This window comes from Sphingobium sp. TA15 (assembly GCF_037101235.1).
Classification (GTDB): domain Bacteria; phylum Pseudomonadota; class Alphaproteobacteria; order Sphingomonadales; family Sphingomonadaceae; genus Sphingobium; species Sphingobium indicum.
This window is the reverse complement of the sequence record NZ_AP025355.1, coordinates 2,224,961-2,239,432: the sequence shown is the minus strand read 5'-3', so window position 1 is coordinate 2,239,432 and position 14,472 is coordinate 2,224,961. Positions and strand designations below refer to the sequence as shown.

Below are 14,472 nucleotides of genomic sequence, written 5' to 3'. Positions count from 1 at the left end.
ACTCCGGCGACGCATTTTATCACCCAAATAGCGGGGCGAGAACAAACAAGATGAGGTTTCCCGCGAGAATGCCTTGGATGATCGCTCAGCGAAATTAGCCCGCGATGTCCTTGCATAGCGCGACATCAGCTGCCGCCCTTCGCATGACCTGAAAGCCGCCATAAGTGCCATTTCGCAAGAAAGCTTTGTCGAGGGCGACTTCGAAGGCTATTTTCTCGTGTGGAGAAGGGTCCGTCATTGCCGGGAACACAGTACGATAGAAATCCGGCCGAGTGATATCCACATGCGATACGACCCATTGTGCGCCCTGCATCAACTGTCGGCAAGTCTCCTGATATTGTGCCGGTGTCGAATATTGCGGCAGCAGCATGTCAAGACGTGCGGCGTGATGATGCCCAGTCAGGAAAGGCAATAGGGGATCGGCAGGATAGAAGAACACAGTGTCACCGGGAGGGAGTGTCTGCAACCGTTTCAGCAGCGGGAGGATACCGTCGCCGGTCACCACGCCATACAGGCCCGCCCGTGTTTCCACTCGTGGCGCGCTGACGCTGCGTACTGCCGCGACGGTCAGTGATGGCAGAGGCATGAAGATCGCAATAAAACCTATCGTTCGCCACAGCAGCATGCTTTTTCCATACGGCAACAACTGTCCCAGAACGGCAGCCAGCAGCGGGAGGACCAGTACTGCGCAGAAAGTGATATGCACAGCGTCAGGACGAGGGAAACATCCTCCGAACCCTGTAATGGCGAACAGCAGGAGAGTGGGCCAAGGCTGCTGATGTAAGTAGGCTGCCCCCTTCCGCAACATCAAAAGCAATAACAATGCGGCGGCGAGCGGGAAAGCGAGCACCCCGAAGATCATCTGCACATCCATGAAGGCGCCGTATGGCAGGGCCTGAATGTTCGAATAGTGGTTCAGGGCATAAAGGATGACCTGATCGAAGGCCGCCAGCATTGTCCCCTGCGACCAAAGATAGGCCAGCGCCAACACCGCGAGCGTCAAACCACTCGAGATGTAAACCGCCAGCGATCTCACCGATCGGGTCGACAGGATCGACAGCAGCCCGGCCAAAGCGATCATTCCACCCCGGTGTGTGGTTACCAGCGTGGCCGCACACGCGGCCAACCCCGCTACGGTCAGACGAACCGGTTTTCCCTCGGCTCTTAGGATCGCCCAAAGGGTCAGCATGGAAAACAGGCTGGTGAACCAATGATGGTTGACCTGCATCCACGGCCCAGGAACCGACACCGACCACGCCAGCACCAACGTGGCGGACAGACCGGGCCGGTTCGACACCATTCGGCAGCAGCTATAACCAAACCCGGCGATCAGCGCGATCACCAGGACCATGAGCAACCGGGCTGCCAACAGCGTCTGCCCGAAAAGAGACAACCAGCCAGCCGTGATGAGAAAACCCAGCGGCGGGTGGAATTCGAAAAAGTCACGATATAGTGCTTGTCCGCCAATCATGCGCTGGGCGGCGTGGAGCCATATTCCTTCATCTGCGAGCAACCAGATCGATCGCGTGAAAGGCAGGCACAGCAGGGCAGTTGCGATCATTACCAGCAACCCGGCATGGCGCTCCATTAGTTGAATGAAGGATTTGGAACGTCCGTCGCGCGAGGCCGGATCAATGCTGAGTGAGGAGATCATGAGGCCGCCTGGACAAACGTCGGGCATTCTGACCCGCGAGGTGCCGGATCAGGAGGAGTGATCCGACGATAGACATGAAGGGAGGGGGTGGGCTGCACTTCGCGATAATGCTGTGCCAGATAGGAACGGATGGCCGCACTGCGCAGGAAGAACCTACGCACATCGAATGACGGGGGCTGATATATATAGTTGCGGCGCCGTTCGAACAGGATCAACGCCGGTGAAGAGCAGCGAACCTCCATGGCAGCTTCGGTCCGCACCTGCTCTGCCATTTTCTGCAATGGCAGCGGATTCGGACCGATCACCTCGGCATGGGCGATTGCCGGAATCATCCAATAGGCATAGAGGCGCGACGGCCAGGCAAGACCATGATCCTCAACGGTGGGCCATCCCCACATCGGATCTGCTGCTGCGATGAAAACCGAGCTGCCTTTCGGCGTATCAGCGAGAACCGGATCGATTTCGGCGCGAAAGAAGTTGAGATATGGCCCGGTTTTGTACGGCAACAAGATGGGCAACGCCAGCATTGTCAGTCCGATGCTGATTGGAATCAGGCGTCGCATATCCGCCGTCGTCAACCGTACGCCCATTGCAAGGGCGGCGGCGCCCGTAACCGGCACACTATGGTAAAGCCATCCTTTTCGCTGAACAAAATAGGCAATGGCAAACCCGGCTGCTACGATCAGCAAGGTGGAGGCCAGCGGTTTGGCTCTTTTGCCGAAAGCACCGCCATAAGTCAGAAAGAACGCTATGATTGAGATCCAGATCACGACCCAAGGTCTCGCCAACATCATGTGCCAAGAGTTCTCAAAACCATGGTAAGCCGTCCGGACCATTGGCACTGCATCCGTGAAGAACCTAGGTGCGAAAAGGAGGACCGCAATTCCGTAAACCAGTGCGGCAGTCGCTAATGCGATGGTTTCCGGTCGCACCGCTCGCCATTCCCCGCGAACGCGGACGAGCAGCCAAACCTCGAGCATGACCGGAATAACGACATAATAGTGCTTCAGCGCAAAGCCGTAGGCTGCGGCCATTCCCACCGGCAGAGCCAAGGCGGCGGGAACCACACTTCCCAGCGATCGACGGGCGATTAAGGCGGCGTAGGGCAGGGCGCAGATCAGGGAGAGTTGTTCGCGCTGGCCGAAGTCGTAGAGCGGCGTGACCACCATAAGCCAATAGGCGAGCAGCATCGTCACCAAACGCGTCATCGGCGTTGGAGGACTTGTCAGATGCCCCACGAGAAGTGCTGACATTCCGCCGGCGCCCACAATCGCAGTTACCAGCAGCCTGAGCGGCTGCACATGAAGCCATTGCGCGGCAAGATGGATAGGCACGGCCGACCAGAACCAGAGCGGCGGATTGATCTCCCATATGTCCCGGTATAGCATTGCGCCATTCATCATCTGGCGCGCGATCCAGAATTGCCAGACCACATCGTGTGTGATCGGAATGTCGTGCAGCAAGATCAGCGTAACGACGACCGTCACGCATAATGCGATCTCCGGCAGACCGCGCATGGAGACGTCGACGACCCACTTGCCGCGTTCGACGGCGTCGTCCCCAAATACCAGTAGGCGTGAAAGGAGATAAAATGACGCGGAGTAGAGCGTCACGCCGGCCAGGTGCACGAAAGGTTGGTCGATCCATCCTGCTAAGCGGAAGGCGCTGACGACCAAGAGGTTTGTGGCATAGGCTAGCGCCGTCACGACTCCGAAACGCGCCAGTTCGGCGGCCGACATCGGTTCGCGCACGGCGAAGGTCCAACGGCGATTCGCTACATACGAAAGGATGAAGCCGAGCCCATAGCCCAAGGCACTGGCTGCATAGTCGCCGAAGCCGAGGGCCAGAGCCGACAAAATAATCGAAAAGCCAAGAGCGGTGTTGACCAGCCCTACCAGGCCAAATTTGATGATCGTCATTGTTGGCTGGCCGTGCTCAGGACGCCGTCAGCGAATATTGTGCGCCGATCGGCAACCATGCCAACGAACGTTCCAGCGGTCGGAGCGCCGCAAGCGGACCTGGGAAGAAAATTCGGTAATTCGTGTTTACATGATTAAATCCGGCCCTAACCAACCGCCGTCTCATCTCAGGCGCGCTAATCAGCACCGCATTTTCATCGAACGGGCAATTGGCGACTGCGTAGCGAGTGAGTGGATTCCAGGGATTATGCTCGAACAGCATGAACACGCCGCCGGGAGACAGATGCCGACGGATCTGCTCCAGCAAGGCTACATGCAACTCTTCTGGGATATGGTGGAAGACGCAAGCGGTGAAGACGAAGTCGAACGACCCCATGGCGGCGGGCATATGCAGGCCATCATAGGCATGGAAGCTGATCCGGTCGGACAATTGTTCACGGCATAAGTCCAGCGACCGTTCCGAGACATCGAGGCAGCTGATATGCGCATCTGGAAAGGCTTGCCGCAAGGGCTTGAGCGAATTGCCGACGCCAGCGCCAAAATCAAGGACCCGGTTGACGGTGAGCCCCTCCCGCTCGGCCATGCGTCGCGCATCGGCGACCTTATACTCCGCGAAATAGCCGACATCCTCCCCGCTGAAGCGGATGGAACGGGCATGCTGCGCGGCATAATCGGACGCGACTATATCAAACTCCGCCTCAGCCATGCATGGCTCGCTTGATCTTCACGGGTGTCTGACGTGTATGATTTCTGTCTGTCGATAGGGTTGGTTTCGCCCGCACTTCCTGTACGATGAATAGCGGTCGGCGTTTAGACTCCAAATACATGCGGCCCAGATATTCACCGAATATGCCCAGCATCAGCAACTGAATGCTGCCAAGGATCAGGATGATGCTGGCGATGCTCGCCCAGCCCGTCAGCGTGTCGCCCATGGCATAGGATATCAAAACCCAGCCTAGCATGAGCATGCCCAGTAGTCCGGCAACCAGTCCAAGATGTGCTGCCATGCGCAGCGGCAGCGTCGAGAAACTCGTTATCGCATCAAGCGCGAAGGAGATCATTTTCCTAAGAGGATAATGGCTTTCCCCGGCAAAGCGCGCGTCCCGCTCATAGGGCAGCGCCACCTGCCGGAAACCAATCCAGCTGACCATGCCGCGCACAAACCGATACCGTTCCGGCATGGCATTCAGATGGTCAACGACGCGGCGGCTCATGATGCGAAAATCGCCTGTGTCGCTTGGTACAGATACGTCGACCATTTGATCGAACAGCCGATAGAAGAGTTTCGCCGAGGCTCTTTTGAACATCGTTTCGCCAGCGCGTTTCACGCGCTGGCCGTAGACGACGTCGTAACCCTCGTCCATCTTTGCAAGCAAGGCGGACAGCAACTCGGGAGGGTCCTGCAGATCCGCGTCCATGACCATCACGGTTTCTCCCTGGCAAATGTGGAGACCGGCGCTGAGCGCAATTTGATGACCGTAATTGCGGGCGAGATTTACACCAACAACCTGAGGGAATTTTTCGGTCAGCTCGGCAATGACCGCCCAAGTGCTGTCACGGGAGCCATCATTGACCAAGACGATTTCGTAATCGCCGGATGCGATGTCATGGCAGACCGTCGAAACTCGGTCGACCAGCACCGTCAGGCTCTCTTCCTCGTTGAAGCAGGGCACGACGACGGAAATCGCCGGAACTTTATCACGATATTGCTGATCCATGCCGTTTCCCGCCCCTTATCGGAATTTCCCATAACAACGCCAAATTTACAAATCGTAAAGAATGTTCGGTAACCAACGAGGTGCAAGGATCGGCCAGGGTGGCAACGGAATATCAACCGAACGCCGGTAACCGGTCGTAATGAAATGACTTATTGGGCGATAGGATGCTGGCTCTCTATTCTTTTTCCGCAGTACCGAAGAATGGGGTTAACCGCCTCAATCCCGCATTGCCCGTGTGGATCGTAATCACGACCTATTTTGCGATCCTATTCGGCTCCGCCCTCATCATTGCTTTTCCTGTAAAGGTCGATGAACTCGCGCATCTTTCAGTGATACGCGCCCAGTTCGAGCATTCGGCGCTGTTCCCGGATTGGAGTCGTTACGTCCTGCTGCGCGAAGATGATCCAGCGCGATGGTCGACTGAAGATATCGAGCCGGTCATCGTAAAGCCGGACCCGTAGCCTGTGTCCGATCAGCCGTGACGGCACGGTGAAGAACACCTTGCCAAGGGTGAAGCTGCTGCTCGAGGTGACCGTAACGATCGTCTCCATAATCGCTGGTGCGGGCGCCGGGTAGCGGTTGCAATACCGCACGCTCGGCGTCGATGCGCGGGCCATTGCGCCGGTTCTTGCGGCTGACGACCTCGTCGATGAAGGGCGCCGTCGCTCTCGCTGCCCCTGTCTTTGAGATGGAAGCCGAGGATCTCCCTCGATGCGATATACCGTCGCCGGGCTGATGCCGGCCTTGGCGGCCGCCACCGGCACGGCGAGGGTCTGTCGGAGCTCCATGTAGAGCCTCATCTGATGATCGTTGACGCGGCGACCCGGCATCTGCGGCATCCCCTCTTGCGAAGTTATGCCTCTGAGTACCTGACCGGCCGCAACCACCAGAAACGCCCCCCCAGAAAGGGCGCAATCGCCACCTGCTGATCCGGCTCCGGGCTATGCGGATCGCGGATCGTCACCGTGAAGAACTCAAGGAAGCGCTGCCGCCTTGGCATCGTCGTGCGCCGCGACCAGCGCCGGCAGCGCCAGACCGGGGGAGGTCGCGATCAAGAGCGCATTGGGGTGGGAGTATTTCGTCGTCGTCGCGCGGCTGTTGCGGCGCGGGCTACTGGACAATGGCTATGGCGAACTGCCTGTGGCTAGCGAACATGCCGTCGCGATCGACGGGCTGCCGCCCATTCACAAGAATCCCTTTGACCGGCTGCTGATCGCTCAGTCGATGGTCGAAGGGATCGTCTTGCTCACTGCCGACAGCCTTGTCGGTCAATATCCGGGTCCGATCCGCAAGTTCTAACGGACAGGGCACCAACCCAGCCTTCTTAATCCTCAGAGGCGGCCATCAACTCGCGCCAGCGCCGCTTTTCAATCCGGCGCATGTCTGGTTCGTCCTTGAGCGTCGAGAGATAGGCCGCTAACGACAAGAGTTCAGCATCGGCCTGGTCGCCCTCGAAGGGAAGCGGGTAGATCGCATTCCCATAGTTCCTGACGCATTTCTCTGGTGTATCGTCGATGATCAGCATCCGCTCCAGACGCCATCCCATCCGCTTTACCTTCTTGAGTGGTTTCAGATAACGGCGGTGGTCCCAGGGATCATAGGCGTAGCCATATTCATCGCGGACGAGCCGCATCAACGTCGCACGGCTCCTGCCCCATACGAAACGCAGAGGACAGTCGACGCCGAAAATATGGCCGACGACGGCGGCGACATAGTCGTCAGAGGCGGACGACCAGACAGCGAGGTCGAAATCCGCCCGAACGCTTCTGAGGAAATCGGCGAGATATGGCCGTCGATAGACATGGTAGCCGAAGATTTGGAAGTCCGCCGCCCGATCCAGCTCTTCCTCCCGTGCATGGATCAGTGTTTCATCCAGATCAAGGATGAGCAAGGGCCTGTCGACGTCGGGCGCTTTCCTATCCATCGAAGTTGCGTAGCCGATTGCGGTTTAAGAATAAAGACTTGACGCTCTATCGGGCAGGCCGGATGGAGAGCGAGGCTGCGCAACGCGCGCCGTTGGCCTATCTCTCAACGGTCGGATGACGGGCTGTCGGCATCACCGCAAGGCGGCTGCGACCAGATCCGTGATTGATAGCCATACTTCTATAAATCACAAATCACGCAAATCATGATTTATAGAAATCCCCGTATCGCTGCCTCTTCTGCTTCATTTTCGCTCGAACGGGTCATGCTGCGATTTCGGCTAGCGAATAGCAGGTACTGCGTCCGCCAGCTTTGTCCTTCCGCAGGATGTTGCGCGCAATCAGATCATTGATGTCGCGTGAGGCAGTATCCTGTGAAGTCTTCATGATGACCGCCCATTTGGAGGAGGTGAGCTTTCCTTCGAAGCCATCGAGCAAGCGATTGAGCATCGCCTGCTGGCGGTGGTTCAGCTTTTCGCTGGCAAGCGCCTCCCAGAAGCGCGCCTTCCTGATGACGTTCTCCAAGACGACTTCCGCGCCGTCGAAAGCATGGTCGAGGCAAGCCAGGAACCAGCGCAGCCAGCCGGTGATGTCCATGTCGCCCTTCTGAGTCTTTTCCAGGATATCGTAATAGGCTTTGCGCTCAGTCCTGATCTGGGCCGACATGCTGTAAAAGCGTTGCGGACTGTTTTCCGACCGCGCCAGCGCCATGTCGGCAATGGCACGTGCAATGCGGCCGTTGCCGTCGTCGAACGGGTGGATGGTGACGAACCACAAATGCGCGATCGCGGCCTTCAACACGGGATCGATCGCCGGTCCATTCTCAAACCACTCGAGGAAGACGGCCATCTCGCCGTCGAGCCGGTCGAAGGCCGGCGCCTCGTAATGCACCTTTTCCTTACCGAAGGGACCGGAGATGACCTGCATCTGACCTGAATCTTCGGTGCGCCAGGTGCCGACAACAATGCGGCTCATACCGCTGCGTCCAGTAGGGAGCAGCGCAGCATGCCAGCCAAATAGGCGTTCAGCTGTCAGCGCCGCCGCGTAGTTCTGCGTGGCGTCGAGCATCATCTCGACAACGCCTTCGACGTGCCGGTCGGGTGCCTTGAGGCCGGCGGCATCTATACCGAGTCGCCGGGCGAGCGACGAGCGAACCTGCTCGCGGTCGAGCGTCTCGCCCTCGATGTCGCTCGACTTGGTGACTTCCTCGGTGAGCGTTTCTAACACCGCTTCAGCTCGCAGATGCAGCCCGAGCGCTTCCATCCGACCAATCAGCCGTCCCTGATGGCGGCTGACAGCGGCGAGCTGATCGACAAGCTCATCTTGTATCCAGTGGAACTGGGGCCAGCCGTGCCGTTGATAAATGTATGTCGCCATATTCTCCGCACCTAATGCGGATAATATGACATGCTTTTTCCGCACGTGAAAGATTTTATCTCCGCATTTTGCGCGGAGATAAAGAATGCCAATCTCCGCAGGATGGGGCTTTCATCAGGCTGTTCAGCAATCATCTGACCGCTCTTGGTATCAAAGAAATTGGCTCTTTCTCTTGGCCTCCAGGCTTGGGAGTTGTTCTTTTGGCCGATGTTTTGGCCGGTTTCAGAAAAATATGTGGAGCCGGTCTTCGTTGCCTGCTCCACATTGCACGCCAGACCGCTGCTTCAGTCCAGCTTGTTGATTATGGGATGGCCCGCCCCTTTTCCCTGACATCGGATATGATGTCGGTGCTGAAGAGGAAAGGAACGGACCGATGTCTGTACATATTCTAGGCGTAGATCTGGGCAAGAATTTTTGCAGCGTTGTTGGCGTGGACATGGCGGGTGAGGTCATTTTGCGGCGCTCGATGCGGCGTCCCAAGCTGATTGATTTCATAGCTCAGTTTCCGTCATGCATCGTTGCGATGGAGGCATGCTGTGGCGCCCATCATATTGGACGTCTGCTGGTTGGTCAGGGGCATGAGGTGCGTCTGATGTCTCCGGAATATGTTCGGCCCTATATCAAGGCGCAGAAAAACGATGATCGGGATGCAGAGGGCATCGCGGAAGCAGCGTCACGGCCAACGATGCGTTTCGTCGATCTGAAGACGCAGGAGCAACTTGATATTCAAACCCTGCATCGAGTTCGCTCGCGGCTGGTTGCGGAACGCACGACGTTGATCAACCAATTGCGGGCGATATTGCTGGAGCGGGGACTCATATTCGCCCAAGGCCGGTGGCGACTGGAACGGGCCGTGGCGGCGCTGCTGGCAGAATCGGATGGCAGCATGTCCGACCGCATTTTCCAACTGATCCATGATTTGCATGCTGAGTGGAAGGTTCTCGACGGAAAGATCGAGGCGCTGAACGGCGAATTTGTCAGGCTAGCGCGCGATGACGATGCCATGCGCCGTCTTACTGGCATCCCTGGCATCGGTGTGCTGAACGCAACAGCGCTGGTCGCAGCGGTCGGTGACGCCAGTAGCTTCCGCCGAGGTCGCGATTTGAGTGCATGGCTGGGCCTTGTACCGCGACAGCATACGACCGGCGGACAAGCGAGGCTGCTGGGTATAACAAAGCGCGGCAATGTGTATCTGCGCACGTTGCTTATCCATGGTGCCCGAGCTGCCCTGCCTTCGCTCTCCCGCAGCGATACGGCCGTGGGACGATGGCTCCAGGGCATGCTCGCAAAAGGCGTGCACCGCAATGTGGCTGTGGTGGCGCTGGCCAACAAAATGGCCCGCGTCGCTTGGGCTCTCCTGAGTAAAGGCAGGCGGTTTGATGCCGCCTATCTTGCAACGGCTTTATAAGGGGATCGGCTATGCGTCATTGATACGTAGCCTCTGATGTTTGCGAGAAGGAAGGAAAGATGGCCTGACAGTCGATCGGCATTGAGAAAGCCCTGCAGTGGCAATGGTTCACGAAACCGTGTTGATTATTGTGGCTCTCGGTGCGCGGATATCCATCTTGGCCATGGGCCTACCCATGAGACCGGATACGTTAGAGCAGACTGATCGGTTGCCACCTCAATTTCCTGCTTGCAGACGGGGCGGGCCATACGTTGCCGCTCGCATATGATCCACGCTGACGCTGGAATAGCGCTGGACCATGCGTAGCGATTTCCAGCCGCCCATGTGCATGATGGTGATGAGGTCGATGCCCGCCATCACGCAGTGGGACGCCCAGTGGTGGCGCGAATCATGGACAGTGAAATCCTCTATCCCCGCGCGCTTGCAGGCGGTGGCGTACTGGTTCTTGATCGGATTGCCGCCGGGGAGCTTCGCTTTGCGCGTGTCCTGATAGGGTTTACCGAACCGGTTGAGGAAAACAGGCTCCTTTGTCGGCTGGCCCCGCTTGTCCCAGATCGGGCGCAGAACCTCCATGACATGTGGATGCATCGGCACGTACCGGATGATCGCATTCTTGGTGTGATCGAGCCGGATCGATCCTTCCTGCATATCAAGCTGTCCACGCGCACGGCAACTGCAACGCGGTCTGAATGCGTTGGACCCTGGAAGGCGAGCAGGATGGTAAAGGCGTAGGCCCATTATTTGGCGAATCGCAGCAGCAAACACACGGCTTTTTAGCGATTTGCGAATTTTGCTGCGCATTTCGGCCGAGTTTTTTAAATGGTTTGTTGACCGTCGCGTCAATATACCCATATTAATTGCCGTAGAAACCCCAAAGCAGAGAGAAAGGAGCTCGATATGCAATCAGTGCAAAAAACCCGTCGCGCTCCGTTGAAGGCGCGACCTCGCGAGGTGACCGACGCCGAGTTCGAGCAGGCTGTTCGTGATTTCAGCGACCGCTACAAGAAGACTCTCGAATACCTTGCCCGTTGAGCCCTTGTGGCTCTCCTACGAGCGCCTTCTAACAGTTCATGGCATTCAAATAGAGCGCTTTCGCGGCGTGCCGGGGGTCAAGGACCGGAACCTAGTCGAAAGCGCCCTGAGTAATCCTCGCAATCTCTTTCATTATGACGATGTCGATGATCTGCTGACACTCGCCGTGCGGCTTTGCTACGCGATAGCGAAGAATCATGGCTTCAATGACGGCAACAAGCGCGCGGCCTTTGCTGGCATGGGCGTTTTCCTCGAACTCAACGGCTTCACAATCGCCATGAACGATGACACGCTTGCGGGTCGGATGGTCGAAGGACTGATCGATGGTTCGATCAGCGAGGAAGAGTTCGCGGAAGACATCGCGCCCTGGATCGTCTGCTTGGGCTGACCGAAGCGTCGACACCGCTGGCGCCGCTTGTCGAAGCGATGGGACAATGGTTTCGCGCAGGAACACTATTTTATTGCCGTGCTTCTTGATTTCGCTGGAAATTGGAGCGAGCGAAGCAATTCGACCCTCGATCCAACCTTGGCAATGCGGCCATTCTCCGGGAACGCCCCCAAAAACCTCTGGTTCTGCCCACCGGCTTCAATTCAGCTTGTTGATCGACTCCCGCATATGCTCCACGCTGACGCTGGAATAGCGCTGGACCATGCGCAGCGATTTCCAGCCGCCCATGTTCATGATAGTGATGAGGTCGATCCCTGCCATGACGCAGTGGGATGCCCAGTGATGACGCCAGTCATGGACGGTGAAATCCTCTATTTCGGCGCACTTGCAGGCGGTGGCGCGCTCGTTCTTGATCGGATTGCCGCCGGGAATCTTCGCCAAGCGGGTGTCCTGAGAGGGTTGGCCGAACCGATGGAGGAAAACATTCCCTTGTCGGCTGATCGCCGTTTCTCCAAGATACAAGGTCCGATGGCGCAGCAAAGACGGGCGCGCCGCGTCCCCCCCTGTATCTCGTTGAGGCCCGTCAAGCTGTAAGCTGCGGATGGGCCAGCCTACCGGGAGCTACCATTCGCCCCCTGCGCCTCGAGCACCTGGGGGGACCTGTGCCCCGGTGTGTGGCCTCGATGACGTCCCGTAGGGAGTAAGCGCCGTGAACGCCAATACAGGGAAAGGCGAAGATCGCGGCTGGCTCCGACTGGAAGAGAGTAACAGCTATGGATCAGGAAAGACGATGGTTTGTGGGTGTCGACTGGGCATCGCAGGCGCGCCAGGTTCGATTGACGGATGCCGATGGCTCCAAGGTTGGCGAACGCAGTTTTGAGCATGGCGGCACGGGTTTGACGGCAAACCCGCTTGAAGCCCGCTGATGCTAGGTGCTCATCGGAGCGTTTCAGTCCGACCTTCGGAATTAACGCGCATTTTAGACGCGATATAATTCTTGCCCATTGTATCGATCGGTGGGATTATCTCGCATCTGACATGCGAGATAATCATATGACGATCCATCTGGTTGGGGAGACGATCGATGCCAAGCGCGCGCACCAGCGCGCGCAAGCCGGCGATTTCGTCCAGCTCATGCGGGGCGTATATGTCGATCAAAATGTCGATGCAGACGCCGCCATAATGAACCATGCGATCCGCATCGCTCATTATCTCTATCCCCATGCCTATCTGTCGTCGGCAAGCGCAGTGCTGCTTGCGCCGACACCCGACGGCCGGCTCTTTATCAGCGGCAGGCGCAACCAGCGCACGAGGCTGCGCAGCCTGGAGATCGTCCAGAACGAAGCGCCGCCGCATCCTTCGACCGCGTCAGCGGTAGTGGGTGACGATCTGGGCGAGTTGCGCATCGACGCATCCTCACCCCGGCAGCGCTTTTTGGAAGCCTTTCGCCTGCGCAGCGAACATGCCAGCGCCATTACTGCCGAGATGCGCGTGCAGATGGCCGCGCGCCTCGTGGAAGAGTATGGTACGCCCAAGAGTGCCGCCGATGCAGTCTGGGCGCTGGCGCGGGGAAATGGCTGGTATCGCGAAGGCGAAGGTGCTGAACGCTTCCTCTTGGCGCAGCCGAGCATATCCGAAGCACCCGTCAACAAGGCGGCGTTGGATCTGGTGATCGTCTGGCACGGTGAGCCGCTCGGCCGCCTGACTCATGACGGCTTTGAATGGCGCTGGAAGCCGGCCCGGCGTTCAGAACCGGCGCTCGTCCGGGAGACAACACCCGGGAAACTCCCGGCATTTGTCGAATCTCTCTTACCGGAAGGCTGGCTCGCCCAAGTGCTTCACGAACGCGACGAGCGCGAGGCTTTGAAGCGTGGCAGGCGATATATGTCGAACATCACCGTGGTCGAGGCCCGCGACGAGCTGGAGGCACTGCCGGCGGACATTCTCACGACGAGGCTGAAAGGCTTTATCGACGCAGGCCGCTTCACCGGCCGCTATGATGGCCCGGCGCGCGGCGCGATCGAGGAGGGCTTCGAGCAGAACCTCGCGCGCATATTCGCTCGCGCGGAAACGCCGCGCCTGTCGGGTGTCCAGATCAAGGCACCCATGCACCTGGCGCCCGATGGTGCACTGCTCCCGGCCATCGATCTGCCATTCACCCATATCCTCAAGCCGGCAGGCACCGCTGGCTTCGAGATGCTGCCGATCGTGGAATGGCTCTGCCTTGCGCTTGGCCGAGCGGCCGGCTTCGCGGCGCCTGACGTCGCCCTGACGGCGATGCCCGAGGGCATCGCCCCAGCGCTCGTCGTGGAGCGGTTTGACATCCGCCAGGGACCGGGCGATCAAAGGCGGATCGCGCTTGAGGATTTCTGTTCGATCCTGGATCTTCCCGCTTCGGCCAAATATGATGGGACGATAGAGCGGATGGCGCGCGGACTGCGGCCGCTGTCGACCGACCCTGCGGCCGATCTCGACATCCTCTTCCGCCGCGCGGTCTTCGCCTGGCTGATTGCCGATGGCGACATGCACCTCAAAAACCTCGCGCTGCTCAAAATCGCCGAACCGGATGCCAAGGCATTTACCTCGGTTCGTTTCGCTCCGCTTTATGATGCCGTCACGACGCGGGTATTCCCGGGTCTTGCCGACGACCGCATGGCGCTCAAGCTCAACGGCAAGGATGATCGGCTGACGCGCCGAGATTTCATGACGCTGGCGCGCACGATCGGCCTGCCTCAAAGCGATGCGGAGGCGGCGATTGCCGAATTGACGGGCAGCCTCGCACAGGCCGTCGAAACCGTCCGGCTACCGGCTTTTGCGGCGGAGGCCGAGGCCGCAATTACAGTCCAAGGCCAAGTATTGGCCCTTACCGGCGAGCGCTGTACCACGCTTGCCGGCGATGCGGGTTAGCGAGCAGGCCTATCGGGACAGTGCCTTGACCGCGGCGAGCTGATCCCATTTCCAGCACAACTGGGGCCAGCGGTTATGTATGTCGCCATATTCTCCGCATTTTGCGCGGAGATAAAGAGTGCCAATCTCCGCAGGATAGCCTCACCA

Annotated in this window: 16 protein-coding genes and 2 pseudogenes; 7 read left to right on the top strand and 11 right to left on the bottom strand. The window is 58.4% G+C overall.

Features of this window, described 5'->3' with window-relative positions; translation table 11 throughout:
* Window positions 1–94: 94 nt before the first annotated feature.
* Genes Sj15T_RS11165 through Sj15T_RS11150 form a run of 4 tightly spaced genes read right to left on the bottom strand, consistent with a single transcriptional unit; the run spans window position 95 to window position 5,291 of the window.
* A complete protein-coding gene (locus Sj15T_RS11165) occupies window positions 95–1,654 on the bottom strand; it encodes a glycosyltransferase family 39 protein (RefSeq protein WP_161601888.1) in 1,560 nt (519 codons plus the stop codon).
* Entirely contained in the window at window positions 1,651–3,573 is a 1,923-nt protein-coding gene (locus Sj15T_RS11160; protein ID WP_013041085.1) for a GtrA family protein, read from the bottom strand. The genes Sj15T_RS11165 and Sj15T_RS11160 overlap by 4 nt, the downstream gene beginning before the upstream one ends.
* Window positions 3,574–3,589: 16 nt before the next feature.
* On the bottom strand, window positions 3,590–4,279 hold the full coding sequence (locus tag Sj15T_RS11155; protein WP_013041084.1) for a class I SAM-dependent methyltransferase: 690 nt from the start codon (window positions 4,277–4,279) through the stop codon (window positions 3,590–3,592).
* Window positions 4,272–5,291, bottom strand: coding sequence for a glycosyltransferase family 2 protein (locus tag Sj15T_RS11150; RefSeq protein ID WP_013041083.1), 1,020 nt, complete (start codon window positions 5,289–5,291; stop codon window positions 4,272–4,274). Before Sj15T_RS11150 ends, Sj15T_RS11155 begins: the two co-directional genes overlap by 8 nt.
* Before the next feature lie 164 nt (window positions 5,292–5,455).
* Here Sj15T_RS11150 and Sj15T_RS11145 point away from each other — a divergent pair, with 164 nt between their 5' ends.
* A complete protein-coding gene (locus tag Sj15T_RS11145) occupies window positions 5,456–5,752 on the top strand; it encodes a hypothetical protein (protein ID WP_148225567.1) in 297 nt (98 codons plus the stop codon).
* Here the strand turns inward: Sj15T_RS11145 and Sj15T_RS11140 are convergent.
* Both Sj15T_RS11140 and Sj15T_RS11135 read right to left on the bottom strand, forming a co-directional pair.
* Window positions 5,714–5,945: pseudogene (locus Sj15T_RS11140) on the bottom strand (IS21 family transposase); the annotation flags it as partial. The gene Sj15T_RS11145 and the pseudogene Sj15T_RS11140 sit on opposite strands and share 39 nt — an antisense overlap.
* Window positions 5,945–6,121 (bottom strand): annotated as a pseudogene (locus Sj15T_RS11135) (IS21 family transposase); the annotation flags it as partial. The pseudogenes Sj15T_RS11135 and Sj15T_RS11140, both read right to left, overlap by 1 nt.
* Before the next feature lie 163 nt (window positions 6,122–6,284).
* Between Sj15T_RS11135 and Sj15T_RS11130 the strand changes: the two are divergent.
* A complete protein-coding gene (locus Sj15T_RS11130) occupies window positions 6,285–6,590 on the top strand; it encodes a type II toxin-antitoxin system VapC family toxin (protein WP_013041080.1) in 306 nt (101 codons plus the stop codon).
* Between the two features lie 25 nt (window positions 6,591–6,615).
* Here Sj15T_RS11130 and Sj15T_RS11125 read toward each other — a convergent pair whose 3' ends face one another.
* From Sj15T_RS11125 to Sj15T_RS11115, 3 genes are all read right to left on the bottom strand, one after another.
* Window positions 6,616–7,182, bottom strand: a complete 567-nt coding sequence (locus Sj15T_RS11125) for an HAD family hydrolase (RefSeq protein ID WP_148225566.1) — start codon at window positions 7,180–7,182, stop codon at window positions 6,616–6,618.
* A gap of 295 nt (window positions 7,183–7,477) precedes the next feature.
* Window positions 7,478–8,590: a Fic family protein gene (locus tag Sj15T_RS11120; RefSeq protein WP_013041078.1), complete on the bottom strand. Its 1,113-nt coding sequence runs from the start codon at window positions 8,588–8,590 to the stop codon at window positions 7,478–7,480.
* An 11-nt stretch (window positions 8,591–8,601) separates the two neighbouring features.
* Window positions 8,602–8,853 carry a hypothetical protein gene (locus Sj15T_RS11115; protein WP_148225565.1) on the bottom strand — a complete coding sequence of 84 codons (252 nt, stop codon included), beginning with the start codon at window positions 8,851–8,853 and terminating at the stop codon, window positions 8,602–8,604.
* A 110-nt stretch (window positions 8,854–8,963) separates the two neighbouring features.
* Here Sj15T_RS11115 and Sj15T_RS11110 point away from each other — a divergent pair, with 110 nt between their 5' ends.
* A complete protein-coding gene (locus Sj15T_RS11110; protein ID WP_013041075.1) occupies window positions 8,964–9,998 on the top strand; it encodes an IS110 family transposase in 1,035 nt (344 codons plus the stop codon).
* A gap of 216 nt (window positions 9,999–10,214) precedes the next feature.
* Here the strand turns inward: Sj15T_RS11110 and Sj15T_RS11105 are convergent, their stop codons facing one another.
* Window positions 10,215–10,646 (bottom strand): tyrosine-type recombinase/integrase, encoded by a 432-nt coding sequence (locus Sj15T_RS11105; RefSeq protein WP_013041074.1) that lies wholly within the window; start codon window positions 10,644–10,646, stop codon window positions 10,215–10,217.
* 249 nt (window positions 10,647–10,895) lie between these two features.
* Here Sj15T_RS11105 and Sj15T_RS11100 point away from each other — a divergent pair, with 249 nt between their 5' ends.
* A complete protein-coding gene (locus Sj15T_RS11100; RefSeq protein ID WP_013041073.1) occupies window positions 10,896–11,030 on the top strand; it encodes a hypothetical protein in 135 nt (44 codons plus the stop codon).
* Window positions 11,020–11,418 (top strand): type II toxin-antitoxin system death-on-curing family toxin, encoded by a 399-nt coding sequence (locus Sj15T_RS11095; RefSeq protein ID WP_041386061.1) that lies wholly within the window; start codon window positions 11,020–11,022, stop codon window positions 11,416–11,418. Before Sj15T_RS11100 ends, Sj15T_RS11095 begins: the two co-directional genes overlap by 11 nt.
* A 198-nt stretch (window positions 11,419–11,616) precedes the next feature.
* Here Sj15T_RS11095 and Sj15T_RS11090 read toward each other — a convergent pair whose 3' ends face one another.
* Window positions 11,617–11,859, bottom strand: coding sequence for a tyrosine-type recombinase/integrase (locus tag Sj15T_RS11090; protein ID WP_013041071.1), 243 nt, complete (start codon window positions 11,857–11,859; stop codon window positions 11,617–11,619).
* Between the two features lie 332 nt (window positions 11,860–12,191).
* Between Sj15T_RS11090 and Sj15T_RS11085 the strand changes: the two genes are divergently transcribed.
* Window positions 12,192–12,344, top strand: a complete 153-nt coding sequence (locus tag Sj15T_RS11085; protein ID WP_139111437.1) for an IS110 family transposase — start codon at window positions 12,192–12,194, stop codon at window positions 12,342–12,344.
* A 127-nt stretch (window positions 12,345–12,471) separates the two neighbouring features.
* On the top strand, window positions 12,472–14,325 hold the full coding sequence (locus Sj15T_RS11080) for a HipA domain-containing protein (protein WP_013041068.1): 1,854 nt from the start codon (window positions 12,472–12,474) through the stop codon (window positions 14,323–14,325).
* The last annotated feature ends 147 nt before the right edge of the window (window positions 14,326–14,472 follow it).

Bases quoted from the DNA above. Each gene is read 5' to 3' on its own strand.
- Sj15T_RS11080 (WP_013041068.1), top strand. From the start codon at position 12,472: ATGACGATCCATCTGGTTGGGGAGACGATCGATGCCAAGCGCGCGCAC.
- Sj15T_RS11120 (WP_013041078.1), bottom strand. From the start codon at position 8,590: ATGGCGACATACATTTATCAACGGCACGGCTGGCCCCAGTTCCACTGG.
- Sj15T_RS11160 (WP_013041085.1), bottom strand. From the start codon at position 3,573: ATGACGATCATCAAATTTGGCCTGGTAGGGCTGGTCAACACCGCTCTT.
- Sj15T_RS11150 (WP_013041083.1), bottom strand. From the start codon at position 5,291: ATGGATCAGCAATATCGTGATAAAGTTCCGGCGATTTCCGTCGTCGTG.
- Sj15T_RS11105 (WP_013041074.1), bottom strand. From the start codon at position 10,646: ATGCAGGAAGGATCGATCCGGCTCGATCACACCAAGAATGCGATCATC.
- Sj15T_RS11155 (WP_013041084.1), bottom strand. From the start codon at position 4,279: ATGGCTGAGGCGGAGTTTGATATAGTCGCGTCCGATTATGCCGCGCAG.
- Sj15T_RS11100 (WP_013041073.1), top strand. From the start codon at position 10,896: ATGCAATCAGTGCAAAAAACCCGTCGCGCTCCGTTGAAGGCGCGACCT.
- Sj15T_RS11085 (WP_139111437.1), top strand. From the start codon at position 12,192: ATGGATCAGGAAAGACGATGGTTTGTGGGTGTCGACTGGGCATCGCAG.
- Sj15T_RS11165 (WP_161601888.1), bottom strand. From the start codon at position 1,654: ATGATCTCCTCACTCAGCATTGATCCGGCCTCGCGCGACGGACGTTCC.
- Sj15T_RS11145 (WP_148225567.1), top strand. From the start codon at position 5,456: ATGCTGGCTCTCTATTCTTTTTCCGCAGTACCGAAGAATGGGGTTAAC.
- Sj15T_RS11110 (WP_013041075.1), top strand. From the start codon at position 8,964: ATGTCTGTACATATTCTAGGCGTAGATCTGGGCAAGAATTTTTGCAGC.